The sequence below is a fragment of the Streptomyces sp. CMB-StM0423 genome (assembly GCF_002847285.1).
GTDB lineage: Bacteria > Actinomycetota > Actinomycetes > Streptomycetales > Streptomycetaceae > Streptomyces.
The window spans coordinates 3,143,559-3,169,027 of sequence record NZ_CP025407.1; the positions used below are offsets into that span (position 1 = coordinate 3,143,559).

Genomic DNA, 25,469 nt, shown 5'->3' on the forward strand with positions numbered 1-25,469 from the left:
GGCCCGTTTCGATATGTCCTGCTCGGCGAACGGATCCGGGGCGCGGCCTGGTTGGGAAGAAGCGGGAAGCGCCCCGATTACTTCTCGATGATCGCGAGCACGTCGCGGGCAGAGAGGACGAGGTAGTCCTCGTTGTTGTACTTCACCTCGGTGCCGCCGTACTTGCTGTAGAGAACGACGTCGCCGACGGAGACGTCGAGCGGCAGCCGGTCGCCGTCCTCGAAGCGGCCCGGGCCGACGGCAAGGACGACGCCCTCCTGGGGCTTCTCCTTGGCGGTGTCCGGAATGACCAGGCCCGAGGCCGTGGTCTCCTCGGCGTCGAGCGGCTGGACCACGATGCGGTCCTCAAGCGGCTTGATGGCAACCTTGGTGCTGGCGGTCGTCACGATCCGACCTCCCCCTTCGGAGATCTCGCGGGGTTGAATGTCTGGGGTGGCGACCCTGGAGGACCCGTCGTCGCGGGTGCCGGATCCGCCTCGTCGCTGTGTTGGCACTCTCCCTGGGGGAGTGCCAGAGCCGAGGTTATGCCGCCCTTTAGCACTCGGTCAAGCCGAGTGCCAGATTGCCACCCGCGTCGCCCGCCGCCGGCCGTACAGTCGTACGAGCCGCGCCCCCGCCCGCGTCACATGTAGTCCTCAAGACGGGCCACCGTGAAGCCCTGCCGCTGGACTTCCCGTAGGAACTCCGCCACCACGTCCGTCATCGTCCGCCCGCCCTGCTGCTCAGGACCCCGGAAGTGCGCCAGCACGATGTCGCCGGGGCGCAGCCGGTCGCCGCTGCGGTACTCCAGGCCGCCCGCCTTCATGTCGGCCCGCCACAGCGGCATCGCGCGCACCCCGCAGGAGGCGGCGGCCCGCAGCGTCGCCTCGTCGTACGTGCCGTAGGGCGGCCGGAAGAGCGTCGGGCGGACGCCGAAGGCAGCGGCGACCCGCTCCTGCTGGCGGCAGATCTGGCGGCGCTGTCCGGCGTACGGGAGGGAGGTGAGGTCGGGGTGGGTGAGAGTGTGGCCGTGAACGGAGTTGCCGAGGCGCCGCAGTTCCTCGAAGTAGCCGTAGTCCCCGCCGGCCGCGGAGTCGGAGAGGAACATGCTGAACGGCAGCCGCAGATCGGCCGCCATCCGGATCAGCTCGGGGTCCTTGTCCCAGCCATCGTCGATCGTGAGGAAGACGACCTTGTCCCGCGTCGGCACCCGGCCCGCGACCGCCGGCAGCCCGGACTCCCCCGGCCGCACCGGGCGGCTCGCGGGGGGCGTGGGCGGGGCGGCGAGCGGGCGGTCGAGGCCCCAGCGGCGGTACGCCTCGGGGCCGCCGGCGCGGGCGACGTCCTTGCGGGTTGTGCCGTCACCGCCGGGCAGCGCCCGCGGCGTACGCCCCGCGTGCCGCGTGCCCGGCTTGCCGTCCGCCCGCCCGTCCCCGGGCGCCGCGGACTCCTCCGCGCTCTGCGGGAACCACTCCTCTGGCGGTCTGGCCGCGTCCGCGCAGGCGGTGAGCGCGAGCAGGCAGACGGCGGCTATCGCAGCGGCTGACGACCGCCGCCCGGAGCGGCGGGTGCGCCTCATACGTAGTCCTCCAAGCGGGCAACGGCGAAGCCCTCGTCGTTCGCCTTACGGAGCACCGTACGGAGCATATCGGTCATCGTGCCGCCGAATTCGGAAGGTCCTTCGAAGTGGGTGAGCACGATATCGCCGGGGTGGAAAGCGGTGTCCGCGCGGGAGTACGTCCAGCGCCCCGGGAACGCCTCCTGCTGCCAGAGCGGTACGAGGCCGATGCCGCAGTCCTTCGCGGCGCGCAGGGTGTCGGCGTTGTAATTGCCGTACGGCGGCCGGAAGATCCGCGGCTTGGTGCCCATCTCGCGCTCCAGGACGCGCTGCTGGCCGCAGATCTCCTCGCGCTGGGCCTCGTAGGGCAGTTCGCGGAGGTTGGGGTGGTGGAGGGTGTGGTTGCTGACGGTGGTGCCGAGGTCGCGGAGGTCGCGGAAGTAGCCGTAGTCGTCGCGCGCGACCTCGTCGGCGAGGAAGGCGCTGACGGGCACGTCGAGTTCGCGCAGCATGCGCAGCAGCTCGGGGTCCTTGCGGTAGCCGTCGTCGATGGTCAGGAAGATCACGCGGTCGTCGGTCGGTACCCGGGTGATGACGGGCGGCAGGCCGGGGCCGCCGCCGTTCGCCTCGAAGCCGGGTTCGGTGGCGAGCGCGGGCTTGCTGCGCGGCGGGGCGGGCGGCAGCAGCGGGGTGGCGTCCAGGCCCCAGGTGCGGGCGGTGGCGAGCCGCTGCGCGTGGACGCGCCGCTGGTGCTGCGCGGTGCGGGCGAGCGCTCGGGCGGGGGCGGCGGCGAGGCCGCCGGCGACGGCGGGCTTGGCGTCCCCGTAGGGGTGGGTGAGGGGGCGGGGGTGGTCGGGTCCGGCGGTACCCGAGGAGCAGGCGGAGGCGAGGAGCGCGGCGGTGACGGCCAGGGCGAGGAGGCCGGTGCGGGGTCGGGCACGTGGGAGCATTTTATCCTTTTGTCGTATTAGTTCCAGAGCCCGCATCCTGCCAGTACGGAACGGGGTGTCATGGCGCCACGCCGCACGGGCGCCCGCATGGCGGACAGCGGACAATGGGCCCATGCACGGCCCCGACGCCCCCGACGACCCCCTCGCCGCCCTCCTCACCCCCGAGGGGCAGGCGCTCCTCGCCGAGCTGCGCGAGCACGATCCCGCCGACGAACTGGCCCTCGCCACCCGGCTGCGCCGCACCCACCCCGCGGAGCTGGTCTCCGCCGCGCTCGGACAGTCCCGGCTGCGGCAGCGGGCGGCGGCGAAGTTCGGGGCGGACGCCGCGCGGATGTACTTCACCCCCGACGGCGTCGAGCAGGCCACCCGTACGGCGGTGGCGGCGCACCGCGCGGCGCGGTTCGCGGCACTCGGCGTCGACCGGGTCGCCGACCTGTGCTGCGGCATCGGCGGCGACGCGGTGGCGCTGGCGCGGGCCGGGATCGCGGTGCTCGCCGTCGACCGGGACCCGGCGGCGGCCGCCGCCGCGCGGGCCAACGCGGCGGCGCTGGGGGTCGCGGAGCTGGTCGAGGTGCGCTGCGCGGAGGTGGGGGACGTGGACATCTCCGGGTACGACGCGGTGTTCGTCGACCCGGCGCGGCGGGTGGGCGGCGGCGCCAGGGGGCGTACCCGCGTCTTCGACCCCGAGGCGTACTCACCGCCGCTGTCCTGGGCCGTCGAGGTCGCCGGCCGGGTCTCGCACGCCGCGCTGAAGGTCGCCCCCGGCATCCCGCACGAGGCGGTGCCGGACGCCGCGGAGGCGGAGTGGGTCTCCGACGCCGGCGACGTGAAGGAGGCCGTGCTCTGGTTCGGCGCTGCATCCGGCGCCGTCTTCCCCGGCGGCCGCCGCGCGACCCTGCTGCCCGCCGGCGCCACCCTCGCGGGCCGCGACCTGCCCGACCCGCCGCCGGGCCCCGTGGGGCGCTATCTGTACGAGCCGGACGGCGCCGTCATCCGCGCGCACCTCGTCGCCGAGGTGGCGGCGCAGGTCGGCGGGCGGCTGCTGGATCCCACCATCGCGTACGTCACGGCAGACGACCCGGCGCGGACCCCGTACGCCACCGCGTACGAGATCACCGATACGCTCCCGTTCAACGTCAAGAAGCTCCGCGCCCTGCTGCGCGAACGCGGCGTCGGCAGCGTCACCGTCAAGAAGCGCGGTTCCGCCGTCGAGCCCGAGGAGCTGCGGCGCAAGCTGAAGCTCACCGGCCGGACCGCGGTGTCCTGCACCGTCTTCCTCACCCGGGTCGCCGGCGCCCCTACGGTGCTTCTGGGCCGTCCGGTCCCAGCGACGTGAACCGCCAGCGGTGCACCGGCCGGGCCAGCAGACCGGGGTCCGGAGCCGGGAGTTCCGGCATGGCCGCCTCGCGGTTGCCGCAGCCCGCGTCCCACCAGGTGATGACCAGCACCCGGTCCCCCGGCGCGCGGAACGTCTCGCGCCGCAGCGGCCGGACGGGCAGGCGCTGCGCCCGCGCCCACGCCAGCAGCTCGTCGCCGCGCCCGGCCGCGGCCCTGGCCTCCCACATCTGCGCGATGACGGTCACGAGTACAGGTTGTCCTTCGCCAGCTCGTGCACGTGGTCGTGGCCGTGCCCGGGCAGGTGCTCGTGCCCCGGTACGTGCGTCTCCGTGACCGGCAGCGACGAGTCCGCCGACAGCTCCCAGTCCGACGCCGCCCGCCCCCGCGCCACCATCTCCGCGCCCAGCGCCGCGACCATCGCCCCGTTGTCCGTGCACAGCTTCGGCCGCGGCACCCGCAGCACGATCCCCGCGTCCTCGCAGCGCCGCTCGGCCATCGCCCGCAGCCGCGAGTTCGCCGCCACGCCGCCGCCGATCATCAGGTGCCCGACGCCGTTGTCCCGGCAGGCCCGTACCGCCTTGCGCGTCAGCACGTCCGCCACCGACTCCTGGAACGACGCCGCCACGTCCGCCACCGGCACGTCCTCCCCCGCCGCACGCCTGGCCTCCACCCAGCGGGCGACGGAGGTCTTCAGACCGGAGAAGGAGAAGTCGTACACCGGGTCGCGCGGGCCCGTCAGGCCGCGCGGGAAGCGGATCGCGGCCGGGTCGCCCTCGCGCGCGGCCTTGTCGATGAACGGGCCGCCGGGGAAGCCGAGTCCGAGGACGCGGGCGACCTTGTCGAACGCCTCGCCCGCCGCGTCGTCGATGGTCGCGCCGAGGGGGCGGACGTCGGCGGTGATGTCGCTGGACATCAGCAGCGAGGAGTGCCCGCCGGAGACCAGCAGGGCCATCGTCGGCTCCGGCAGCGCGCCGTGTTCGAGCTGGTCGACGGCGATGTGCGAGGCGAGGTGGTTGACGCCGTAGAGCGGCTTGCCCAGCGCGTACGCGTACGCCTTGGCCGCCGACACCCCGACCAGCAGCGCCCCGGAGAGACCCGGGCCCGCCGTCACCGCGACCGCGTCCAGGTCGCGGGCCGCGATCCCGGCATCGCGCAGCGCCCGCTCGATCGTCGGGACCATCGCCTCCAGGTGTGCCCGGCTCGCCACCTCGGGCACCACGCCGCCGAAGCGGGCGTGCGCGTCGACGCTGGACGCGATGGCGTCGGCGAGCAGCGTGTGCCCGCGGACGATCCCGACACCGGTCTCGTCGCAGGACGTCTCGATCCCGAGCACCAGGGGTTCGTCTGCCATGGGGGGCGTCACTCTTTCTCGGTACGGCGCATGACGAGCGCGTCGACGTTTCCGGGCTGGTAGTAGCCGCGCCTGACCCCGATGACGGCGAAGCCGTGGCGCTCGTAGAGGCGCTGCGCGCGCTCGTTGTCGACGCGCACCTCCAGCAGCACCTCGCGGCAGCCGAAGCGGCGGGCGGCGGCGAGCAGCGCCTCCAGCAGGCGCGGGCCGAGGCCGGTGCCCCAGTGGTCGCGGGCGGCGGCGATGGTCTGGATGTCGCCGGTGCCGTCGAGCGCGGCGAGGCCGCCGTAGCCGACGACGCGGCCGGCCTCGTCCTCGGCGACGAGGTACGCGCGGGTGGCGCCGGGGCCGCGGGCGTGGGCCAGCTCGGACCAGAACATCGCCGGGGACCAGGCGTCCTCGGGGAAGGTGTCCCGTTCGAGGGCGAGCACGGGGTCGATGTCCCACCACCGCATCCCGCGGAGGGCGACGGCGGTCACGGGTTCTCGCCGCTCTCGTACGGATCCCGGCGCGCGGTCATCGCGGGGTGACCGCCTTGTACGCGGCGGGCACCTGCGCGTCGGGGCGGCGCAGGTACAGCGGGCGGGGCGGCAGCAGCTCGGCGCCCGCCGCGAGCCGCTCGGCGGCCAGCGCGGCGAGGGCGGCGGCGTGCGGGTGCGCCGGGGGGCGGGCGTCGGGGAACGCCCCGGGGTACAGCTCCGCGCCCGCCCCGGCGGCGGGCAGGCCCGCGACCTCCTCGGCGAGGTCGGCGGGCCGGTCGACGGCCGGGTCCGTGACGCGGGTACGGGCGTCGGCGTAGCGCGCCCAGTACACCTCTTTGCGCCGGGCGTCGGTGGCCACGACGAACGGGCCGTCAATGCCGCCGGCGACGCCGCCGTCGCGGCCGGCGGCGTAGGCGATGCCGTCCAGCGTGCAGACGCCGTACACGGGGACGCCGAGCGTCATGCCGAGGACCTCGGCGGTCACCAGCCCCACCCGCAGCCCGGTGTACGGCCCTGGCCCGACGCCGACGACGACGCCGGTCAGCTCCCCGAGCCCGCGGCCCGCCTCGGCGAGCACCCGGTCGACCGCGGGCAGCAGCAGCTCGCCGTGGCGCCGGGCGTCGACCTGGTGCGACGCGGCGAGCGCGGGTGACGCGGGGTCGCCGTCGTGGAGTGCGACGGTGACGGCGGGGGAGGCGGTATCCATGGCGAGCAGCACGCCCTTCAGGGTAGTCGCGCGGAAAGGGTGCCCGGAGCGCGTCCGCCGGGCCGGTGACTCCCGCTGCGGTGGGGCCGGGGCGCACGATGGCGGGTGCTACCGTCGGGCGGAGCAGGCGGGGCGGCCCGGCGCGTGAGAAGAGGGCGGGCCGGGGGCAGACTGCGGCAGAGCGGCCCTGCGGCCGCCGTACCGGAAGGGGCGTACCGCGTGGCAGGCAGCGGGAAATTCGTGGCCGGGCTGACGGCCGCCGCCCTGGGCGTGGTCGCCTTCTTCGCCTACCAGGCCAACGCCAACGCCCCCGACTCCCTGGCCCGCAACCGCCCGGGCGTCGCCAGTCCCGAGCCGTCCAAGGCCAAGGAGAAGAAGCTCGAACTGCCCGCGCGCTCGGGCTCCGGGCTGCGGGTGGTCTACGCGCTGAAGGACAAGCGCGTGTGGCTCGTCGGCGAGGACAACTCGGTGCTGCGGACGTACAAGGTGACCCCGAGCACCGTCGACCCGCCGCCCGGGATGTACACCGTGACCTCGCGGTCGCGGCAGATCACGGGCACGGACGGGGTGCTGGTGGAGCACGTGGTGCGGTTCGCGGAGGCCGAGGGCACGGTCATAGGCTTCAGCGCCGCCATGGACGGCTCCCGGCCGGACCCGGACGCGACGGAGAAGACGGGCGGCGTGCGCTCGTCGCGGGTGGACGGCAAGGCGCTGTGGCGCTTCGCGACCGTGGGCGTACCGGTCGCGGTGGTGAAGTAGCGGGGACCCGCCGCCGGACCCCCCGCCCCTTCGTCCGTACGTTCCGTGCGTTCCTACAGCCCGGCGGCCTCCGCGATCAGCGGGACCTGCGCCACGTCCGGGTTGCAGGGGAACAGCACCAGCTCGTCGCAGCCCGCGTCCGCGAACGCGGCCTTCGCGCCGGCGACCGCCTCCGGCGAGGTCAGCGCCCCCGCGGCGACCTTCTCGGCGAACTCCCCCAGGAACCCGTAGTAGTCCAGCAGATAGCGGCGGGCGTGCTCCTCGGCGTCGGGGCCGAGGCTCACGTACGCCAGGGCCGCCACCCGCGGCTCGCCCTCCCGGCCCGCCTCGCGCCAGGCCGCCCTGGCCTTCTCGGCGCCCCCGGCCAGTTGCTCCGGGCTGCCGCCGCCGAGGATCCACCCGGCGCCGTACTCCGCGAGCCGCCGGAAGGCGGCGGGCGAGTTGCCGCCGAAGAGGATCGGCGGCCCGCCCGCCTGCACAGGCGCCGGGCCGACGGGGTGGGCGCGGCCGCGGGCGTCCTGCTGCCACACGGCGCGCATCTCGGCGAGCTGCTCGTCGAAGATCCGGCCGCGCCGGGTGAACGGCACCCCCGCCGCCTCGTAGTCGTCCTCCCGCCCGCCGACCGCGGCACCGACGGTGAGCCGGCCGCCGGAGAGCACGTCGACGGAGGCGAGCTGCTTGGCGAGCAGGGCGCCGTTGCCGCGGAAGGGGGCGATGAGGATGGTCGTCGTCAGACCGATCCGCTCGGTGACGGCCGCGGCGGCGGCGAGGGTGGGGATCGTTTCGAGGTTGCCGTAGACGACGCGGTCGATGGTGCCCAGAGTCGAGAACCCGGCCCGCTCGGCCGCGGCGGCCCACTCGGGGATCAGCTTGCCGGGGATGCCGGAGATGGTGGAGGGAAGTCCGATGCCGATGTCCATGCAGCGCAGCCTAGTGCTGTGACCGGGATGGTCCACCGTGATCGGAAGGCGGCTCGCGGGAGGAGCGCACGCGCAACGGCTGGTATTACTGGGGCATGCAGGAAGAGACGGCACGCTCCGCGATCGACACGTTCATCTCCGCGTTCAACGCCTCGGTCGACAGCTATGTGACTGCCCTGCTCTCCCAGGCCCTGACCTCAGACGTGGTCTTCTGGGGACCGATGGGTCGCAGCGAAGGAATCGCGGCGGTCGAGCGGTTCGTGCTGGACATCCGGCGCCACCCGGCGGGGACCGGCACGATGGTGCGCTGCTCAGCGGTGGACATGCCTGGCGAGTGGGCCCGGTACCAGTGGGTCTTCACCACGCCGGACGGAGGCCCCCGCCTGGCGGGAACGGACGTCGTCCATCTGCGGCGGAGCCTCATCGACCAGGTCATCGTCTTTGCGGGGGAGATCGAGCCGTCCGCCTCCTGAGCCGTCCCTCTGTCGCTGTCCTTCTCGTGAACCTGTCGCCCCACAGGCGGTCGTCGCCCACGAAGTAACAGCCGTGGAAGTAGGTGACACCGTGGGTGCGGCGGTAGGTCGCCGGCAGCCGGTTCGGCTTGCCCTGCTCCGATCACCGGCACCCGGTTTCCGCCCGCCGAGGCGAGCGGCATCAGCTTCTGCCCCTCCTTGTCGGTCAGTCCGCGTACACGGACAGGCTCAGCCACCGCGCCTCCAGCGGTCGAATGGACCTCACCGCGCATCCAACCGCCACGACCACCAACCCGGCGCACCTACGCGGTCACAGCACTAGGCGGTTTCGTTTGGATCGGTTGGTCGTTGATCCGGTTGTGCCGTTGACTGACGCGCAGTGGGCGCGGATCGAGCCGTTACTCCCGGACCGGACGCCGCAGCGGGGTGGCCGGTGGCGGGACCACCGGGAGGTCATCGACGCGATCGCCTTCAAGTTCCAGACCGGGACGCAGTGGGTCCACCTGCCCGAGAGATACGGCAACTGGCGAGGCGTCTACAACCGGCTGCGGATGTGGGCCATCGACGGCACGTGGGAGCGGGTGTTCACCGCGTTGGTGACTCAGGCCGATGCGGACGAGGATTTGACCTGGGTGGTGTCGGTGGACTCCACGATCGTGCGGGCGCACCAGCACGCCGCCGGGGCCCGCAAAAGGGGGGCCCGGCGGGTGAACCGGCCGACCACGCCATCGGCCGGTCCCGCGGCGGGTTGACCACAAAGATTCACCTCGCCGCGGACACCCGCTGTCGGCCGATGGCGTTCGTGCTGACCGCCGGGCAGGCCGGCGACGCACCCACCTTCCCGGACGTGATGGCCCGCCTGCGCGTTCCGCGCCGTCGCGGACGGCCTCGCACCCGGCCTGAGGTGGTCCTGGCGGACAAGGCGTACTCCTCCCGCGCCATCCGTGAGCACCTACGCACACGCGGCATCCGCGCGGTGATCCCCACCCCGGCCGATCAACGGAGCCACCGCCTGCGGCGCGGCAGTCGAGGCGGCAGACCACCGGCGTTCGACCGGGAGGCGTACAAGCAGCGCAACACCGTCGAGCGATGCATCAACCGCCTTAAACAGTGGCGAGGCATCGCCACCCGCTATGACAAGACCGCCACCATCTACCAGGCTGGCCTGCACATTGCTGGCATCTTCCTGTGGTCCGCCCGATGATCGAGTGGGACGGCGGACGCGAGAGGGGAGCCATGCGCGCGGACTACACGAGCCTGCCAGGGTTCGAACAGATCAGCCTGGAGGACAGCTACGTCCTGGACATAGAGGTCCACCCCGGCGCCCTGACCATCAAGCTCGATCTTCTGCTGTTGCCGGATCACCCGGAGCACCGGGCTCCGCTACCAGGAGAGCGTGCATGCTTCCGACCAGCCACAATCACCTTCTCGCCTATGCAGGCCGTGCACTGGGTCGGCCAGGGAGCACCGCCCGCCACTGACGCGAGTGGCACCCCCGACTTCGGATCAGTCGACTCCATGACCAGGATCGATGACGGCTATCAGATACTCGGTGACTGGGGCGAGATCAACCTGCAATCGACGATGCCCACCTTGGCGATCCAGTCGGACCCCAAGCCTTGATCCGAACGACACGGCCTAGCTGTCCCGGAGTGGGGCGGGGCGGGACGCGCTTGCGCTACGCGGCGTGCTGCTCCGGTGCGGCAGGGCTCTCCGGGGTGCGCCGCCCGTCCGTCCCGGCCGCCTCGGGTTCCGGCGCGGGCGGCGTCGAGACCGCCTCTGCCGCCGCGCAGGCGGCGAGCAGCTCGGCGACTCCCACGGCGGGGCGCTGCTCGTCTTGCTCAGGTGCCATACGCCCATGGGACCACGCCCGCCGACCTGGGGCAACGATATGCCGACAGCACGTCGGCATATTTGTCGGAACGTCCAGCACTGCTGTTCAGGTGCGGGCGAGCGCGGCCAGCGCGCCGTGCGCCCAGCGCTCGCCGACGCCGGTGACGGTGACGTGCCGTACGTCGGCCGCGTCGGCCCCTTCCGCGTCCGGCTCCGCGGCGTCCGCTGCCGCCTCGGCCGCACCGCCCGTGGTGCGCTCGATGACGACGTGCAGCCGGTCCTCGGCCAGCTCCTCGACCTTGCCCTCGCCCCACTCCACGACCATGACCGACTCCGGCAGCGACACGTCGAGGTCCAGGTCCTCCATCTCCTCAAGACCGCCGCCCAGCCGGTAGGCGTCGACGTGGACCAGCGGCGGCCCGCCCGAGACCGACGGGTGCACGCGCGCGATGACGAACGTCGGCGAGGTCACCGCCCCCCGTACCCCGAGCCCCGCACCCAGCCCGCGCGCGAGCGTCGTCTTGCCCGCGCCCAGCGCCCCGGTGAGCAGCACGAGGTCCCCGGCGCGCAGCACGGCGGCCAGCCGGCTGCCCAGCTCCTGCATCTGCTCGGGCGACTCGACGGTCAACTGGACTGCGGTGGTGGTCGCGGCGGCGCTCATGGCACTGGATGTTAGAGGGTCCGGCGCGACGTGCCGCGCGGCCGCCGTACGGGCCCCTCCCCCGCCTCCGCCCCCGGCCCCGCCCCCGACCCGGTGCGCAGCCGCACGCCCGCGCGGGCGAGCAGCGCGGCCAGCGCGTCGTTCACCCGGTCCGGGCGCTCCAGCATGGCCAGGTGGCCGGCGTCCTCGATGACCTCGAACGCGGCGTCGGGCAGCCGTGCGGCTATGTGCTCGCTGTGCTCCGGGGGCGTGACCATGTCGCGGTCGCCGACGAGGACGAGCCCGGGGAGGTCGCGGAAGAGCGCCAGCGCCTCGCCCTTCTCGTGCGCGGCGAACGCCGGGTAGAACTCCGCGACCACGTCTATCGGCGTGCTCTCCAGCAGCCGCTCGGCGAAGCGCACGACGCCCGGGTCGACGCCCTCGGTGCCGAACGAGTAGTGCTTGATGATCCCGGCGAAGAGGTCGGCCGTCGCCTGCCGGCCGCGCTCGGCCAGCTCGGCGCGGCTGCCGAGGGCCTTCAGGACGCCGGGCACGAAGTGCCGTACGGCCCAGGCGCCGGCCGCGGGCAGGCCGAACGTCACCCGGCCGAGGTCGCCCGAGGAGGTGCCGAGGAACGCGGCGCCGGCCACCCGGTCCCGTACCGCGTCGGGGAACTGGTCGGCGAAGGCCATGATCGTCATGCCGCCCATCGAGTGCCCGACGAGCAGCAGCGGGCCCTCGGGGGCGGCGGCGTCGACGACGGCCTTGAGGTCGCGGCCGAGCTGCTCGATGGTGACCGGCTCGTCGCCGGCGAGCTGGGAGATGCCGCGGGCCGAGCGGCCGTGGCTGCGCTGGTCCCAGTAGACGGTGCGGACTCGGCCGCGGAGGGCGGCGCGCTGGAAGTGCCAGGAGTCCTGGGTGAGGCAGTAGCCGTGGCTGAAGACGACGGTGAGGGGTGCGGGGTCGCGGCGGCCCGCGAGGCGGCGGCGCCGGCGGCGGGGGGCCGTGGTCTGCGGGTCGGATGGTGTGCCGTCGGGGAACGCGGCCGGGAAGTCGCCGGCCTCCTCGACCTCGTAGTACAGCTCGGTGCCGTCGTCCGCGACGGCAGTGCCGGGGGTGCCGCGGAGCGTGCCGTACGGACCGGCCGCGTCGAGCGCCTGCCGGGCCCGGCGGCGTACGTCGCGGCCCATCGCCAGGCGCTCCACCGCCATGCCCGCGGCCGCCCCGGCGGCGAGCACGCCGATGGCGACGCCGGCGATCCCGGCGCGCCGGCCGGCCCGGGCCCAGCCGCCGGGGCCGGGGACGACGGCGGGGGTGGCGAGGGGGTCAGCCATGGCGGGGCCCGGGGCGGTCCGTGTCGGTGTCCATGGGGGTGGCATCCCCCGCCCCGCCCGCGTACACGCGCGGTACGCGGGGTCCGATGCGCGTGACGATCTCGTACCCGATCGTGCCCGCCGCCCGCGCCCAGTCCTCCGCCGTCGGCTCGCCGTGGTCCCCGGCCCCGAAGAGCACCGCCTCGTCGCCCGCCGCCGCGGCGTCCCCGCCCAGGTCCACGACGAACTGGTCCATCGCGACCCGCCCCGCGACCGTCCGCCACTTCCCGGCGACCAGCACGGGACCGGTACCGGACGCGTGCCGCGGCACCCCGTCCGCGTAGCCGAGGGGGACGAGCGCGAGGGTGGTCCGGCCCGGGGTGACGTAGTGGTGCCCGTACGAGATGCCCAGGCCGGCCGGCGCCTCCTTGACCTGCGCCAGCGATGCCTTGACCGCCATCACGGGACGCAGCCCGAAGTCCGCGGGGCTGCCCACCTCGGGGCTCGGCGACAGCCCGTACGACGCGATCCCGGGCCGGACGAGGTCGAAGTGGGCGCCGGGGAGGGTGAGCATGGCGGGCGAGTTCGCCATGTGCCGCACCTCGGGGCGCAGTCCCGCGCGGTCGGCGACGGCGAGGGCGTCGTGGAAGGCGTCGAGCTGGCTGCGGACGGAGGGGTGTCCCGGCTCGTCGGCGCAGGCGAAGTGCGACCAGACGCCGGTGACCTCGATGGCGCCCTCGGCCTCGGCGGCACGGGCGGCGGCGACGAGGCCGGGCCAGTCGGCGGCGAGGCAGCCGTTGCGGCCGAGGCCGGTGTCGGCCTTGAGCTGCACGCGCGCGGTGCGCCCGGCGGCGCGGGCGGCGGGCAGCAGTTCGCGCAGCGCCCACAGGCCGCTGACGGTGATGTCGAGGTCCGCCTCGACGGCCTCCCGCCACGGCCCGCCGGGCGTCCACAGCCAGCACAGGATCCGGCCCCGGTCGCCTGCGGCACGCAGGGCGAGCGCCTCCTGCGGGGTGGCGGTCCCCACCCACTCGGCGCCCGCGGCGCGGGCGGCGCGGGCGCAGGGCAGCATGCCGTGGCCGTACGCGTCGCCCTTGACGACGGCCATGAACTGCGCGCGCGGGGCGATGCCGCGCAGGGCACGGATGTTCGCGCCGTACGCGGTGAGGTCGATCTCCGCGCGGGCGCGGAGGGGGGAGTCGGTCATCGGTAGCCAGTCTCGCATTTCCGCCTGATCAGGCTTCGCGTTCGTCACGGGCGGTCACGGACGGTCACGGGCGGGCGGTCACGGACGCCACGGACGTCACGGACGTCACGCCAGACGGCGGGGAGGGCGCCGGGGAGTTCGTGGGCGGTGATCGGGGCGCCGGCGGCGAGGGTGCGGGCTGCGAGGCCGTGGAGGTACGCGCCCGCGGAGCCGGCGTCGCGGGCGGTGAGGCCGGCGGCGAGGAGGGAGCCGGTGAGACCGGAGAGGACGTCGCCGCTGCCGGCGGTGGCGAGCCAGGAGGTGCCGGTGGGGTTCTGGCGCACGGGGTGCTCGCCGCCGGGGTCGGCGATCAGGGTGGTGGAGCCCTTGAGCAGGGTGGTCGCGCCGTACGCGTCGGCCAGCGACCGTACGGCGGCGAGCCTGCGGGACTCGACCTCGGCCCGGTCGACGCCGAGGAGTGCGGCGGCCTCCCCCGTGTGCGGGGTGAGCAGCGTCGGGGCGGACCGGCGCCGTACCCGTACCCGGTCCAGCAGCCGGAGGCCGTCGGCGTCGACCAGCACCGGCACGTCGGTGGCGAGCACCTGCTCCAGCACCTCCTCCGCACCCGGCCCGTCCCCCAGCCCGGGCCCGACGACCCACGCCTGCACCCGGCCGGCCTTCCCCGGCGGCCCGGGGTGCACCAGCGTCTCCGGGTACCGCTCGATGACCGCCCGCGCCGCGGGCCCCACGTACCGCACGGCCCCCGCCCCGCCGCGCAGCGCCCCGCCGACGGCGAGCACGGCGGCGCCCGGGTAGCGCTCGGAGCCGGCGACGACGCCGACGACACCGCGCCGGTACTTGTCGCTCTCGCCGGTCGGCTCCGGCAGCAGCGCGGCGACGTCGGCGTGCTGCAGGGCCTCCAGGTCGGGCACCGCGGGCAGGTACGGGCCGAGCCCGATGTCCACGAGCCGCAGCGCGCCGGCCCGCTCGGCGGCGGGGTCGACGAGCAGCCCGGGCTTGTACGTACCGAAGGTCACGGTGGCGTCGGCGGTCACGGCCTCGCCCCGTACCTCCCCGGTGTCGGCCTCGACGCCGCTGGGCAGGTCGACGGCGAGCACGGGGGCGCCGGTGTCGCGGACGACGCGCATGAGCGCGGCGGCGGCGGGGCGCAGGCCGCCGGACCCGCCGATGCCGACGATGCCGTCGACGACGAGGTCGACCCGGTCGAACACGCGGCAGAGGGGCGAACCCAGGTCGCCGCCCTCCTCCGCGGGCACGACGCACCCGCCGACGGCCCACAGGGCGGCGAGCCCGCCCTCGTGCGTACGCTCCGGGCGCAGCAGCACAGCCGTCACCCGCGCCCCGCGCCGCGCCAGCCGCGCCCCGGCGTACAGCGCGTCCCCGCCGTTGTCCCCGCTCCCCACGAGCAGCACCACCCGCCGCCCGTACACCCGCCCCAGCAACCCGGCCGCGGCGGCGGCGAGCCCCGCGGCGGCGCGCTGCATAAGCGCTCCCTCGGGCAACTCGGCCATAAGCGCCGCCTCGGCACGACGCACCGTCTCCACCCCGTACGCACTCCTCATACCCCCATCCTCCCCCGCCCCGCGAACCCCCGCAGCCGCGTACCGCCGCCACCCCCCGGCCCTCACCGCCGGGCGACCCCCAGCAGGTGCGACGCGGCGGCCAGCAGTTCCGGATGCCGGTCGGCCAGTCGCGCCGCCCGCAGAGCTGCCTCGAACGCCGGGTGATTCTCGGCCAACGGCCGCCCCGTGTGCTGCTCGACGGCCTTGAGCTGCGCCCACCCGGGGCCTTCGACCCCGTAGAGGGTCACCTCGCCCAACCCCGCGTCGCGCAGTTCACCCTCCAGCTCCGCCGCCGTGTGGAAGTACGCGGCGGTGAACCCCTTGCGCCCGGGGTCGTGGCGGCCGGTGGTCAGGATGTCGCGTACGGCGTCGTGGACGCGGTCCTTGGTGAGCAGTGTGGTCGCGGTGTGCTCGAAGACGGAGGCGTACCGGCCGATCGCCGCCGCCGCGACGAGACCCCCCGGCCGGGTGACGCGGCGGGCCTCCGCGAGGGCCCGGTCGCGGTCGCCGCGCTCCAGCAGGTGGTACAGCGGGCCGAGGACGAGGGCCACGTCGTACGCACCGTCCGCCGCCCGCAGCGCCCGGGCGTCGCCCACCTCCGCGTCGACCCCGGCCCGGCGCGCGGCCTCGACGTGCCGCGGCACCGGGTCGACGAGGTGCACCCGGTACCCGTCCCCGGCCAGCCACGCCGCGTGCACCCCGGGCCCCCCACCCACGTCGATCACGTCGGCCGGCGCCCCGGGCAGATGCCGCCGCAACAGCTCCCGCGTACGCACCAGCTCCAACCGCCCGTCCGCGGTGCCGGTCAGCCGGGTGGCCTCGTCGAAGTCGGCCCCGTAGAAGTGCAGGATCTCGGGGCGACTTGGGGGGCAGCGCTCATGTCGCCCATGCTCCCCCATCCGCGGGGCCGGTCCGGCGCCTCAGCGGCACACGTCTGACCGGCAGCGTGGCCACCCGAACCGTTACTCTGCCGCGCATGAGTGGAATCGTCGGGGTCGGAATCGATGTCGCCGAGGTGGGGCGGTTCGGGGCGGCGTTGGAGCGGACGCCGGAGTTGGCGGATCGGTTGTTTCTGCCTGCGGAGCAGGTGCTGCCCGACGGGGGGCGGCGGGGGGTGGCTTCGCTGGCGGTGCGGTTTGCGGCCAAGGAGGCGCTGGCCAAGGCGCTGGGGGCGCCGGCCGGGCTGCACTGGCACGACGCCGAGGTGTGCGTGTACGACAACGGGCGGCCCCATCTCCGCGTCCGCGGCACCGTCGCCGCGCGCGCCGCCGAGCTGGGGGTGCGTACCTGGCACGTGTCACTCAGCCACGACGCCGGCGTCGCCTCCGCCGTCGTCATCGCCGAGGGGTGACCGAGGGGCTACCTGCCCCACGCCATCCGTGCCACCGCCTCCTGCACCAGGTCCAGGTACTCCACCTCCTCGCAGCGCGGCTTGCTGCCCATGCGGTACAGGTCCAGCGACTCGACCAGGTCCTCCCCCAGGTCCTCGTCCGGCAGCTCCGCCGCCAGATCGCCCCGGACCCGGCCCGCGAACGCCTCGCGCGCGCCCCGGGCCCGCCGCCGCCGGGCGCCCGCCGCCGCGAGCTGCCTGCGTCTCTCGTGCCAAGCCGTCTGCAGTACTGACATCTCGTCCCCTGGATTCGAATACGCATCCGGACCATAACCCTCCGCCCGGCCCCGGCCTAGAGGTACGACAGGCCCCGCCCGCGCGTCCCCCCGCCCGCCCGCGCACAATGGCCCCGTGGCCTCGCCGACGAGCACGCACAGCCCCTCCCCGTACGTCGATCTCTCCCGCGCCGAGTGGAGCGCCCTGCGGGACCGGACCCCGCTCCCGCTGTCCGCGGCGGAGGTCGAGCGGCTGCGCGGCCTCGGCGACGTGGTCGACCTCGACGAGGTGCGGGACGTCTACCTGCCCCTCTCCCGCCTGCTCAACCTCTACGTCGGCGCCACCCACGGCCTGCGGGACGCCGTCAACACCTTTCTCGGCGGCCCCGGGGAGACCGCGGGCCCCCAGGCCGGCACCCCGTTCGTCATCGGCGTCGCCGGCAGCGTGGCCGTCGGCAAGTCGACCGTCGCGCGGCTGCTCCAGGCGCTGCTCGCGCGCTGGCCCGAGCACCCGCGCGTGGAACTCGTCACCACCGACGGGTTCCTGCTGCCCAACGCCGAGCTCGAAGCCCGCGGGCTGATGTCGCGCAAGGGCTTCCCCGAGTCGTACGACCGCCGCGCGCTGACCCGCTTCGTCGCCGACGTGAAGTCCGGGAAGGACGAGGTCACCGCGCCGGTCTACGACCACCTCACGTACGACATCGTCCCCGGCGAGCGGCTGAAGGTGCAGCGCCCCGACATACTCATCGTCGAGGGCCTCAACGTCCTGCAGCCCGCGCTCCCCGGCCGCGACGGCCGCACCCGCGTCACGCTCGCCGACTTCTTCGACTTCAGCGTGTACGTGGACGCCCGCATCGAGGACATCGAGCGCTGGTACGTCGAGCGGTTCCGCAAGCTGCGCGAGACGGCGTTCCAGAACCCCCTGTCGTACTTCCGCCGCTACGCCGAGGTGCCGGAGGCCGAGGCGATGGCGTACGGGAAGCGCAACTGGCGCACGATCAACGAGCCCAACCTGCGCCAGAACATCGCCCCGACCCGCGGCCGCGCGACCCTCATCCTGCGCAAGGGCCCGGACCACAAGGTCCAGCGCCTCTCCCTGCGCAAGCTCTAGCGGGCGCGCTACGCCACCGCGCCCGCGCCCCGCCGGGCACCCCGGCCGGCGTCCCGCCGTCGGACGGTTGTACGGAATCCACCCTCCCGGCACCCGCTAATCTCGGCGCATGCTGCACCTGCGGATCCAGTGCCCCGCCGCCCGTACCCCCGAAGTCGTCGGGCTTCTGCACAAGACCGTCGGCACCGCCCACCTCGCCGTGCTGCGCGGCGCCTCCCTCGATCCCGAGGGCGACGTGGTGCTGTGCGACATCGCCCGCGAGGCCGCCGACAAGCTGCTCCAGGAGCTGCGCGTGCGCGGGCTGTACGACGAGGGGGCGGTCTGCGTCGACCAGGTCGACCTGACGCTCTCGCGCCGCGCCGACCAGGCCGAGGAGGCCGCGCCGGGCGAGGCGGCGGACGCGGTGGTGTGGGAGTCGCTGGTCGAGGAGACGCACGAGGAGTCGACGCTGTCGCTCACGTACCTCGCCATGCTCGGCGTCGCCACGCTGCTCGCCGCCTGCGGAGTGATGATCGACAGCGCGATCCTCATCGTCGGCGCGATGGCGGTGGGGCCGGAGTTCGGCCCGGTGGCGGGGCTGTGCGTGGCGCTGGTGCAGTGGCGGCCGCGGCTGGTGGCGCGGTCGCTGGTGGCGCTGCTCGCGGGGTTCGCGGCGGCGATGGTACTGACGGTGGCCTTCAGCGTGATGATGGACGCCTTCGGGCTGTTCACGGAGACGGATCTGGAAGCCGTTCGGCCGCAGACGGGGTTCATCTTCGCGCCCGACTGGTTCTCGTTTATCGTCGCGCTGCTGGCGGGCATGGCGGGCACGCTGTCGCTGACGTCGTCGAAGTCGGGGGCGCTGGTGGGCGTCGCGATCTCGGTGACGACGGTGCCGGCGGCGGCCAACGCGGCGGTCGCGGTCAGCTACGCCGACTGGGGCCAGGCCCGCGGCTCGTCCGAGCAGTTGCTGCTCAACCTGCTGGGCATCGTCGTCGCCGGGACGCTGACGCTGCTGGCGCAGAAGCTGTACTGGGCCTGGCACACGGAGCAGACGCTCGGCCAGCACCTCCAGCAGTCCCGGGCCGCGGCGCAGCAGCCGCAGCGACGGCTCTGACGGCCGTACGCCGTACGGGGCGGGCGCCCCGTACGGCGTAGGACAGTCAACAACTACGGCAGCGGCAACCGCCTCAGCCCAGCGCCGACTTCACCACGTCCGCGAGCTTCCCCGCCACCGACCGCGCCTGGTCGATGTCGGCCGCCTCCACCATGACCCGCACCACCGGCTCCGTACCGGACGAGCGCAACAGCACCCGCCCCGTGGCGCCCAGCTCCCGCTCCGCCTCCAGGACGGCCTGGCGCAGCTCCGGGGAGCTGGCGACCCGGGACTTGTCGACGTCCCGCACGTTGATCAGCACCTGCGGCAGCCGGTCCATCACCGCCGCCAGCTCCGCCAGCGGCCGGCCGCTGGCGGCCACCCGGGAGGCGAGCAGCAGGCCGGTGAGGGTGCCGTCGCCGGTGGTGGCGTGGTCGAGGACGATGACGTGGCCGGACTGCTCGCCGCCGAGGGCGTAGCCGCCGCGCTTCATCTCCTCCAGCACGTAGCGGTCGCCGACGGCGGTCTGGATCAGGTCCACGCCCTCGCGCTCCAGCGCGAGCTTGAAGCCGAGGTTGGACATGACGGTGGCGACGACGGTGTTCTCGCGCAGCCGGCCGGCCTCGCGCAGCCCGAGGGCGAGGACGGCGAGGATCTGGTCGCCGTCGATCTCCTTGCCGGCCGCGTCGACGGCGAGGCAGCGGTCGGCGTCGCCGTCGTGGGCGATGCCGAGGTCGGCGCCGTGCTCGACGACGGCGGCGCTGAGCTGGTCGAGGTGGGTGGAACCGTAGCCGTCATTGATGTTGAGGCCGGTGGGGTCGGTGCCGATGGGGATCACCTCGGCACCGGCCCGCTGGAACGCCTCGGGGGAGACGCGGGCGGCGGCACCGTGGGCGCCGTCGACGACGACCTTGAGCCCGTCGAGGCGGTGCGGCAGGACGCCGAGCAGATGGGCGACGTAGCGGTCGAAGCCCTGCTCGTAGCGCTGGACGCGGCCGACGCCGGAGCCGGTCGGGCGCTCCCAGGGCTCGCCGCGCTCGTGCTTGTGGTAAAGCTCCTCGATCTCGTCTTCCAGCTCGTCGGAGAGCTTGTGGCCGCCGCGGGCGATGAACTTCACGCCGTTGTCGGGCATCGGGTTGTGGCTGGCGGAGAGCATCACGCCGAGGTCGGCGCCGAGCGCGCCGGTGAGGTACGCGACCGCGGGGGTCGGCAGCACGCCGACGCGCAGCACATCGACGCCCGCGCTGGCCAGTCCGGCGACGACGGCCGCCTCCAGGAACTCTCCGGACGCCCGTGGATCGCGCCCGACCACCGCCTTCGGGCGCTGGTCGGCCGGCTGGGCGGCGTCGGCGATGGCGAGCACGTGTGCCGCCGCCACGGACAGCCCGAGGGCCATCTCCGCGGTGAGGTCCGCGTTGGCGACGCCGCGCACGCCATCGGTGCCGAAGAGTCGTCCCACTGATCTCCTCCGAGTGCTCCCGAGTGCTCAATTCTGAGCGAGTACGTTCGACTACGGACCGTTAAAAGTCCTCACGTGACCATACCCGCGGACCGTATGCCGACCATACAAGCGCGCCCCGGCGCCCTCCCGGATCTCTCCGGGGGCCGCCGGGGCTGAGCACAGTAGCAGTACGATGATCAGCGCTTGCTGTACTGCGTTCCCTTACGGGCCTTCTTCAGACCGGCCTTCTTCCGCTCGACCGCGCGGTCGTCACGGGTCAGGAAGCCGGCCTTCTTCAGCGCGCCGCGGTTGTTCTCCGCGTCCGCCTCGTTGAGCGCACGGGCCACGCCCAGGCGCAGCGCACCGGCCTGGCCGGAGATGCCGCCGCCTGCGATGCGGGCGACGACGTCGTAACGGTCGTCGAGCTCCAGCACCTTGAAGGGCTCGTTGACTTCCTGCTGGTGCACCTTGTTGGGGAAGTAGCCCTCCAGGGTGCGGCCGTTGATCTTCCACTTGCCGGAGCCCGGGACGATGCGCACCCGGGCGATGGCGTTCTTGCGGCGCCCGGTGCCCGCGGCCGGCTGCGGGTCGCCGAAGCGCGCCGCGACGGACTCGGTGGTGTAGTCCTCGGCGGGCGTCTCGGTGGTGTACTCCTCGACGTCCTCGACGGGCGCCTCAGCGGTGGTCTCAGCCACGATTCTCCTCAGCTTCTCTGTCTCTAGGGGGTGTGGCCGGGACTACTGCGCGACCTGGGTGATCTCGTACGGGACCGGCTGCTGAGCGGCGTGCGGGTGCTCGGCACCGCGGTACACCTTCAGCTTGCTGAGCATCTGACGGCCCAGGGTGTTCTTGGGCAGCATGCCGCGGACGGCCTTCTCGACGGCCTTCTCCGGGTTCTTGTCCATCAGCTCGTCGTAGCGGACGGAACGGAGACCGCCGGGGTAGCCGGAGTGGCGGTAGGCCAGCTTCTGGGTCCGCTTGTTGCCGGAGAGGTGCACCTTGTCGGCGTTGATGATGATGACGAAGTCACCAGCGTCGACGTGAGGCGCGTACACCGGCTTGTGCTTGCCACGCAGCAACTGGGCGACCTGGGAGGCCAGGCGGCCCAGAACGACGTCGGTGGCGTCGATGACGTGCCACTGACGCTGGACGTCGCCGGGCTTGGGGCTGTACGTACGCACGGTCGTAGCCTTCGCTTCTTCAGTGGGTGTTCTCTGACAAGGTCACCCGGAGATCACGGCAGCAGTAGACCGCGCCGGCGACGCAAACCGACGGCTGATCGCTGATCAATCGTCCTGGTGGACCAGGCGTAACGGCCTCACGCGTGAGAACGAGCAGCCAATACGCACAACAATCCAGCAGAATACCGGGGCCCGCACCACCAGGTCAAAACACCCCTGCCGCTCCCCCGCACGCAGGCCCGGCCCACGTCAGGCCCGGAAGATCAACGCCGCCGGGCCACCCGGCCCTCGTCCCAGACCGCCTCCGGCGTCTCCCGGACCCGGCCGTCCGCGCCGAAGAGCAGGAACCGGTCGAAGCTGCGCGCGAACCAGCGGTCGTGCGTCACCGCCAGCACCGTCCCCTCGTACGCCTCAAGCCCCTCCTGGAGCGCCTCCGCGCTCTCCAGGTCGAGGTTGTCCGTCGGCTCGTCGAGCAGCAGCGCCGTCGACCCCTCCAGCTCCAGCAGCAGGATCTGGAACCGGGCCTGCTGGCCGCCCGAGAGCCGGTCGAAGGGCTGCTCCGCCGCCCGGTCCAGCTCGTACCTGCGCAGGGCCGACATCGACGCGCCCTTGTCCTTCGCGTGGTCCTTCCACAGGATGTCCAGCAGGGTGCGCCCCTGCAGCTCCGGGTGCGCGTGGGTCTGCGCGAAGTGCCCCGGCACCACGCGGGCGCCCAGCTTCCACATCCCGCCGTGCGCCACTGCCTCTCCCGTGGGGCTCCCCGCCAGCAGCCGCAGGAAGTGCGACTTCCCCGAGCCGTTCGAGCCCAGCACCGCGACCCGCTCCCCGTAGAAGACCTCCAGCGAGAACGGGCTCATCAGCCCGCTCAGCTCCAGCTCCTCGCAGGTGATCGCCCGCACCCCGGTCCGCCCGCCGCGCAGCCGCATCCGGATGTCCTGCTCCCGCGGCGGCGCCATCGGCGGTCCCGCCTCCTCGAACTTCCGCAGCCGCGTCTGCGCGGCCCGGTAGCGCGAGGCCATGTCGGAGTTGAACGCGGCCTTCTGCTTGTACATGATGACCAGCCGCTTGAGCTTCGCGTGCTCCTCGTCCCAGCGCCTGCGCAGCTCCTCGAACCGCTCGAAGCGCTCCTTGCGCGCCTCGTGGTACGTGCCGAAGCCGCCCCCGTGCACCCACACGTCGCTGCCCGCGGGGCTCGGCTCGACGCTGACGATCTTCTCCGCGCTGCGCGCCAGCAGCTCCCGGTCGTGGCTGACGAAGAGCACGGTCTTCTGCGTCTCCCGGAGCTGCTGCTCCAGCCACAACTTGCCCGGTACGTCCAGATAGTTGTCCGGCTCGTCGAGCAGCAGCACCTCGTCCGTACCGCGCAGCAGCGCCTCCAGCACGAGCCGCTTCTGCTCGCCGCCCGACAACGTACGCACCTCGCGCCACTGGGCCCGCTCGTACGGCACGCCCAGGGCGGCCATCGTGCACTTGTCCCACAGCGTCTCCGCCTCGTACCCCCGGGCCTCCGCCCAGTCGCTCAGCGCCTGCGCGTACGCGAGCTGGGCGCGCTCGTCGTCGCGCTCCATGATCGCCGACTCGGCCTCGTCGACCGCCGCCGCGGCCGTCCGGATCCGCGGCTGGGCGACGGAGACCAGCAGGTCACGAACCGTACGCTCGTCCCGCACCGAGCCGACGAACTGCGGCATCACGCCCAGCCCGCCGCCGGTCGAGATGCTGCCGCCGTGCGGCTGCAGCTCCCCGGCGAGCAGCCGCAGCAAGGTCGTCTTCCCCGCCCCGTTGGCCCCCACCAGCGCCACGGCGGCGCCCTCGCCGACGCGGAACGAGACGTCGCCGAGCAGCGGCCGCCCGTCCGGCAGGTAGTACTCCAGGTGCGCGGCCTCCAGGTGTCCCATGCACCCCATCCTCCCGGCCCGCGGCGCCACGGCGAAACGGGTTTTCCGCGCCGTACGGGACCCGCCCGTCCCGTACGCCCCCGGACCGCCCCCGCGGCGCCCAACGCCCCCACGCCGCCGTCCGGGTGACGGTGGGCCCGGTTAAGATGCCCGCCATGAGCTTCGGGCAGGGGGGCGGCTACGGCGGCCCCGGGGGGCAGGGGCAGGGATCGGGCTTCGGTCCGCCGGGATCCGGCGGGCCCGCGCCCGACTGGAGCGCGCTCGCCGACTCCGCGGCCGCCGAGCGGCGCCGCAAGCGGCGGCTGCTGACGATCGTCGGCGGGGCGCTGGCCACGGTCGTGATAGCCGGCGCGGTCGCCGCGGCGGTCGTCACCACCTCCGGCGGCGACGACGATCCGTCGAGCAGCGCCTCGGAGGACCGGATATCCGGCGCGGGGAGCGAGAGCGGCAAGGGCGACCCGTCGTTCTCCTCGGTGGCCCCGCCGCCGGACCCCAAGGAGTTCATCGCCTCCGCGGACAAGGACACGGCCCCGCTGACCGTCGACAGCTTCTTCCCCAACGAGAAGATCACCGTCAGCGGCCACACGTACGAGCGCAGGGCCACTCACAGCACCCGCGAGTGCGCCTCCGGCGCCTCCAGCAAGCTCGGCAAGATCCTCACCGCCAACGGCTGCGACCGGCTGCTGCGCGCCACGTTCACCCGCGAGGGCATGGCGGTCACCGTCGGCGTCGCCGCCTTCGCCGACGAGGGCCCGGCCGCCCGCACCGCCGAGCAGGCGAACGGCAACCTGGAGTCGCTGCCCGGCCAGGGCGTCCCCGAGTTCTGCCGCGCCACCGCCTGCCGGCTAACGAGCAACACCCTCGGCCGCTACGCCTACTTCACCATCGCCGGCTACGCCGACGGCAAGGCCGTCACCGCCGACGACGGCCCGACGAGCGAGGCCGTACGGGACACCGGCGCGTACGTCTACCGCCGCATCATGGACCGCGGCCGGGAGCAGGCCCTGAAGTCAACCGAGCAGTAGCCCCGTCCGCCTTTCGGGCGAGGACAGCCCCCGAACGGGGCAACCCGCGTGGTACGAGGGCGCGCGCGGTGGTCCGCTGGACTCATGAAAATCCTGGTCACCGGCGCCACGGGCGCCCTCGGCAGCCGACTCGTACCCCTCCTCACCGCGGCCGGACACACCGTCACCGGCACCACCACGAGCGAGGCGAAGACGGAGCGGCTGCGCGCGGCGGGCGCGGAGCCGGTCGTGCTCGACGTGCTCGACCCGGCGGCCGTACGGGAGGCCGTGGCGGACGCCGCCCCCGAGGTGATCGTGCACGAGGCCACGGCCCTCTCCCAGCAGACCGACCTGAGCGCCCGCGAACTCCGCAACCTCGACACCGTCTTCGCCACCACCAACCGGCTGCGCAGCGAGGGCACCGACAACCTGCTGGCGGCGGCCGCCGACACCGGCACCCGCCGGTTCATCGCGCAGAGCTTCGCCGGCTGGCCGTACAAGCGCGAAGGCAGCCGGATCAAGACCGAGGAAGACCCGCTCGACACCACCCCTCCCCCCGGCACCGAGCAGAGCCTTGGCGCCATGAAGCACCTGGAGGAGGCGGTCACCACCGCCCCCGGCATCGAGGGCATCGTCCTGCGCTACGGCGGCTTCTACGGCCCCGGCACGACGATCTACCCGGGCGGCGAGCAGGCGGAGATGGTGCGCAGGCGCCTCCTGCCGGTGGTGGGCCGCGGCGAGGGAGTGCTGTCGCTGATCCACATCGAGGACGCGGCGGCGGCGACGGCCGCGGCGGTGGAACGGGGCACGCCGGGCATCTACAACATCACGGACGACGACCCCGCGGCGCAGAAGGAGTGGCTGCCGCGGCTGGCGGCGGCGATGGGCGCGCGGCCGCCGCGGCGGGTGCCGGTGTGGCTGGCGCGGCTGGCGGCGGGGAAGTGGGTGACGATGGTGATGACGGAGGGCCGGGGGGCGTCGAACGACAAGGCCAAGAGCGAGCTGGGGTGGCAGCCGGGGCACCCGACGTGGCGGGAGGGGTTCACGGAGGTGTTCGCGGCGAGGTAGGGGCAGGGCGACGGGGGC

General features: G+C 74.0%; 29 protein-coding genes. 10 read left to right on the plus strand and 19 right to left on the minus strand.

Annotated elements, in window-relative coordinates:
* Positions 1 to 77: 77 nt before the first annotated feature.
* The 3 genes from groES to CXR04_RS13285 all read right to left on the minus strand — a co-directional run bounded on the left by groES (position 78) and on the right by CXR04_RS13285 (position 2,487).
* On the minus strand, positions 78 to 386 hold the full coding sequence (groES, locus tag CXR04_RS13275; RefSeq protein ID WP_101422197.1) for a co-chaperone GroES: 309 nt from the start codon (positions 384 to 386) through the stop codon (positions 78 to 80).
* 236 nt (positions 387 to 622) lie between these two features.
* Complete coding sequence (locus CXR04_RS13280) at positions 623 to 1,558, minus strand: polysaccharide deacetylase family protein (RefSeq protein WP_101422199.1); 936 nt, start codon at positions 1,556 to 1,558, stop codon at positions 623 to 625.
* On the minus strand, positions 1,555 to 2,487 hold the full coding sequence (locus tag CXR04_RS13285) for a polysaccharide deacetylase family protein (protein WP_101422201.1): 933 nt from the start codon (positions 2,485 to 2,487) through the stop codon (positions 1,555 to 1,557). Before CXR04_RS13285 ends, CXR04_RS13280 begins: the two co-directional genes overlap by 4 nt.
* Positions 2,488 to 2,599: 112 nt before the next feature.
* Between CXR04_RS13285 and CXR04_RS13290 the strand changes: the two genes are divergently transcribed.
* On the plus strand, positions 2,600 to 3,823 hold the full coding sequence (locus CXR04_RS13290; protein WP_101422203.1) for a class I SAM-dependent methyltransferase: 1,224 nt from the start codon (positions 2,600 to 2,602) through the stop codon (positions 3,821 to 3,823).
* Here CXR04_RS13290 and CXR04_RS13295 read toward each other — a convergent pair.
* From CXR04_RS13295 to tsaB, 4 genes are read right to left on the minus strand one after another with little or no spacing between them, the layout of a single operon-like run.
* Positions 3,786 to 4,052, minus strand: coding sequence for a hypothetical protein (locus CXR04_RS13295; RefSeq protein WP_101426348.1), 267 nt, complete (start codon positions 4,050 to 4,052; stop codon positions 3,786 to 3,788). The two genes, CXR04_RS13290 and CXR04_RS13295, sit on opposite strands and share 38 nt — an antisense overlap.
* A 14-nt stretch (positions 4,053 to 4,066) precedes the next feature.
* Positions 4,067 to 5,176: a tRNA (adenosine(37)-N6)-threonylcarbamoyltransferase complex transferase subunit TsaD gene (gene tsaD, locus CXR04_RS13300; RefSeq protein ID WP_101422205.1), complete on the minus strand. Its 1,110-nt coding sequence runs from the start codon at positions 5,174 to 5,176 to the stop codon at positions 4,067 to 4,069.
* A gap of 8 nt (positions 5,177 to 5,184) precedes the next feature.
* Positions 5,185 to 5,655, minus strand: a complete 471-nt coding sequence (gene rimI, locus CXR04_RS13305) for a ribosomal protein S18-alanine N-acetyltransferase (RefSeq protein WP_101422207.1) — start codon at positions 5,653 to 5,655, stop codon at positions 5,185 to 5,187.
* 37 nt (positions 5,656 to 5,692) lie between these two features.
* Positions 5,693 to 6,364 carry a tRNA (adenosine(37)-N6)-threonylcarbamoyltransferase complex dimerization subunit type 1 TsaB gene (gene tsaB, locus CXR04_RS13310; protein ID WP_101426349.1) on the minus strand — a complete coding sequence of 224 codons (672 nt, stop codon included), beginning with the start codon at positions 6,362 to 6,364 and terminating at the stop codon, positions 5,693 to 5,695.
* 240 nt (positions 6,365 to 6,604) lie between these two features.
* On the opposite strand from tsaB, the gene CXR04_RS13315 reads away from it, so the two are divergent.
* A complete protein-coding gene (locus CXR04_RS13315; RefSeq protein ID WP_101422209.1) occupies positions 6,605 to 7,123 on the plus strand; it encodes a hypothetical protein in 519 nt (172 codons plus the stop codon).
* 53 nt (positions 7,124 to 7,176) lie between these two features.
* On the opposite strand, the gene CXR04_RS13320 is transcribed toward CXR04_RS13315, so the two are convergent.
* On the minus strand, positions 7,177 to 8,043 hold the full coding sequence (locus tag CXR04_RS13320; RefSeq protein ID WP_101422211.1) for an LLM class flavin-dependent oxidoreductase: 867 nt from the start codon (positions 8,041 to 8,043) through the stop codon (positions 7,177 to 7,179).
* Between the two features lie 95 nt (positions 8,044 to 8,138).
* Here CXR04_RS13320 and CXR04_RS13325 point away from each other — a divergent pair, with 95 nt between their 5' ends.
* The 3 genes from CXR04_RS13325 to CXR04_RS13345 all read left to right on the plus strand — a co-directional run bounded on the left by CXR04_RS13325 (position 8,139) and on the right by CXR04_RS13345 (position 10,139).
* On the plus strand, positions 8,139 to 8,516 hold the full coding sequence (locus CXR04_RS13325; RefSeq protein WP_101422213.1) for a hypothetical protein: 378 nt from the start codon (positions 8,139 to 8,141) through the stop codon (positions 8,514 to 8,516).
* A gap of 359 nt (positions 8,517 to 8,875) precedes the next feature.
* A protein-coding gene (locus tag CXR04_RS13340; RefSeq protein WP_442802456.1) for an IS5 family transposase occupies positions 8,876 to 9,720 on the plus strand; the annotation gives its coding sequence in 2 pieces (ribosomal slippage) (positions 8,876 to 9,236 and positions 9,236 to 9,720; 846 coding nt in all).
* Complete coding sequence (locus CXR04_RS13345; protein WP_159072311.1) at positions 9,717 to 10,139, plus strand: hypothetical protein; 423 nt, start codon at positions 9,717 to 9,719, stop codon at positions 10,137 to 10,139. The genes CXR04_RS13340 and CXR04_RS13345 overlap by 4 nt, the downstream gene beginning before the upstream one ends.
* Positions 10,140 to 10,194: 55 nt before the next feature.
* On the opposite strand, the gene CXR04_RS35195 is transcribed toward CXR04_RS13345, so the two are convergent.
* From CXR04_RS35195 to CXR04_RS13370, 6 genes are all read right to left on the minus strand, one after another.
* Positions 10,195 to 10,368 carry a hypothetical protein gene (locus tag CXR04_RS35195; RefSeq protein ID WP_199850456.1) on the minus strand — a complete coding sequence of 58 codons (174 nt, stop codon included), beginning with the start codon at positions 10,366 to 10,368 and terminating at the stop codon, positions 10,195 to 10,197.
* Between the two features lie 87 nt (positions 10,369 to 10,455).
* On the minus strand, positions 10,456 to 11,010 hold the full coding sequence (gene tsaE / locus CXR04_RS13350; protein ID WP_101422217.1) for a tRNA (adenosine(37)-N6)-threonylcarbamoyltransferase complex ATPase subunit type 1 TsaE: 555 nt from the start codon (positions 11,008 to 11,010) through the stop codon (positions 10,456 to 10,458).
* A gap of 11 nt (positions 11,011 to 11,021) precedes the next feature.
* Entirely contained in the window at positions 11,022 to 12,323 is a 1,302-nt protein-coding gene (locus tag CXR04_RS13355) for an alpha/beta fold hydrolase (RefSeq protein ID WP_101422219.1), read from the minus strand.
* Positions 12,316 to 13,509 (minus strand): alanine racemase, encoded by a 1,194-nt coding sequence (gene alr / locus CXR04_RS13360; protein WP_101422222.1) that lies wholly within the window; start codon positions 13,507 to 13,509, stop codon positions 12,316 to 12,318. The genes CXR04_RS13355 and alr overlap by 8 nt, the downstream gene beginning before the upstream one ends.
* A 44-nt stretch (positions 13,510 to 13,553) precedes the next feature.
* Positions 13,554 to 15,071 carry an NAD(P)H-hydrate dehydratase gene (locus CXR04_RS13365; RefSeq protein WP_101422224.1) on the minus strand — a complete coding sequence of 506 codons (1,518 nt, stop codon included), beginning with the start codon at positions 15,069 to 15,071 and terminating at the stop codon, positions 13,554 to 13,556.
* Positions 15,072 to 15,133: 62 nt separating this feature from the next.
* Entirely contained in the window at positions 15,134 to 15,970 is an 837-nt protein-coding gene (locus CXR04_RS13370) for a class I SAM-dependent methyltransferase (protein WP_101422226.1), read from the minus strand.
* Between the two features lie 77 nt (positions 15,971 to 16,047).
* Here CXR04_RS13370 and CXR04_RS13375 point away from each other — a divergent pair, with 77 nt between their 5' ends.
* Positions 16,048 to 16,422: a holo-ACP synthase gene (locus CXR04_RS13375; protein WP_101422228.1), complete on the plus strand. Its 375-nt coding sequence runs from the start codon at positions 16,048 to 16,050 to the stop codon at positions 16,420 to 16,422.
* Between the two features lie 8 nt (positions 16,423 to 16,430).
* Here CXR04_RS13375 and CXR04_RS13380 read toward each other — a convergent pair whose 3' ends face one another.
* Positions 16,431 to 16,697 (minus strand): hypothetical protein, encoded by a 267-nt coding sequence (locus CXR04_RS13380; RefSeq protein ID WP_101422230.1) that lies wholly within the window; start codon positions 16,695 to 16,697, stop codon positions 16,431 to 16,433.
* A gap of 115 nt (positions 16,698 to 16,812) precedes the next feature.
* On the opposite strand from CXR04_RS13380, the gene coaA reads away from it, so the two are divergent.
* Positions 16,813 to 17,787, plus strand: a complete 975-nt coding sequence (coaA, locus tag CXR04_RS13385; protein WP_101422232.1) for a type I pantothenate kinase — start codon at positions 16,813 to 16,815, stop codon at positions 17,785 to 17,787.
* A gap of 109 nt (positions 17,788 to 17,896) precedes the next feature.
* Positions 17,897 to 18,883 carry a DUF389 domain-containing protein gene (locus tag CXR04_RS13390; protein WP_101422234.1) on the plus strand — a complete coding sequence of 329 codons (987 nt, stop codon included), beginning with the start codon at positions 17,897 to 17,899 and terminating at the stop codon, positions 18,881 to 18,883.
* A gap of 73 nt (positions 18,884 to 18,956) precedes the next feature.
* Here CXR04_RS13390 and glmM read toward each other — a convergent pair whose 3' ends face one another.
* The 4 genes from glmM to CXR04_RS13410 form a co-directional block, all read right to left on the minus strand.
* Positions 18,957 to 20,321, minus strand: a complete 1,365-nt coding sequence (gene glmM, locus CXR04_RS13395; RefSeq protein ID WP_101422236.1) for a phosphoglucosamine mutase — start codon at positions 20,319 to 20,321, stop codon at positions 18,957 to 18,959.
* A 179-nt stretch (positions 20,322 to 20,500) separates the two neighbouring features.
* The gene (gene rpsI / locus CXR04_RS13400; protein WP_101422238.1) at positions 20,501 to 20,998 is read right to left on the minus strand and encodes a 30S ribosomal protein S9; all 498 of its coding nucleotides are present in this window, start codon (positions 20,996 to 20,998) and stop codon (positions 20,501 to 20,503) included.
* A gap of 42 nt (positions 20,999 to 21,040) precedes the next feature.
* A complete protein-coding gene (gene rplM, locus CXR04_RS13405) occupies positions 21,041 to 21,484 on the minus strand; it encodes a 50S ribosomal protein L13 (protein WP_027772201.1) in 444 nt (147 codons plus the stop codon).
* A 263-nt stretch (positions 21,485 to 21,747) separates the two neighbouring features.
* Positions 21,748 to 23,379 carry an ABC-F family ATP-binding cassette domain-containing protein gene (locus tag CXR04_RS13410; RefSeq protein ID WP_101422240.1) on the minus strand — a complete coding sequence of 544 codons (1,632 nt, stop codon included), beginning with the start codon at positions 23,377 to 23,379 and terminating at the stop codon, positions 21,748 to 21,750.
* 155 nt (positions 23,380 to 23,534) lie between these two features.
* Here CXR04_RS13410 and CXR04_RS13415 point away from each other — a divergent pair, with 155 nt between their 5' ends.
* Together CXR04_RS13415 and CXR04_RS13420 are read left to right on the plus strand one after the other, a co-directional pair.
* Positions 23,535 to 24,404 (plus strand): hypothetical protein, encoded by an 870-nt coding sequence (locus CXR04_RS13415; RefSeq protein WP_101422242.1) that lies wholly within the window; start codon positions 23,535 to 23,537, stop codon positions 24,402 to 24,404.
* An 84-nt stretch (positions 24,405 to 24,488) separates the two neighbouring features.
* Positions 24,489 to 25,451, plus strand: a complete 963-nt coding sequence (locus tag CXR04_RS13420) for an NAD-dependent epimerase/dehydratase family protein (RefSeq protein WP_101422245.1) — start codon at positions 24,489 to 24,491, stop codon at positions 25,449 to 25,451.
* Positions 25,452 to 25,469 lie beyond the last annotated feature (18 nt).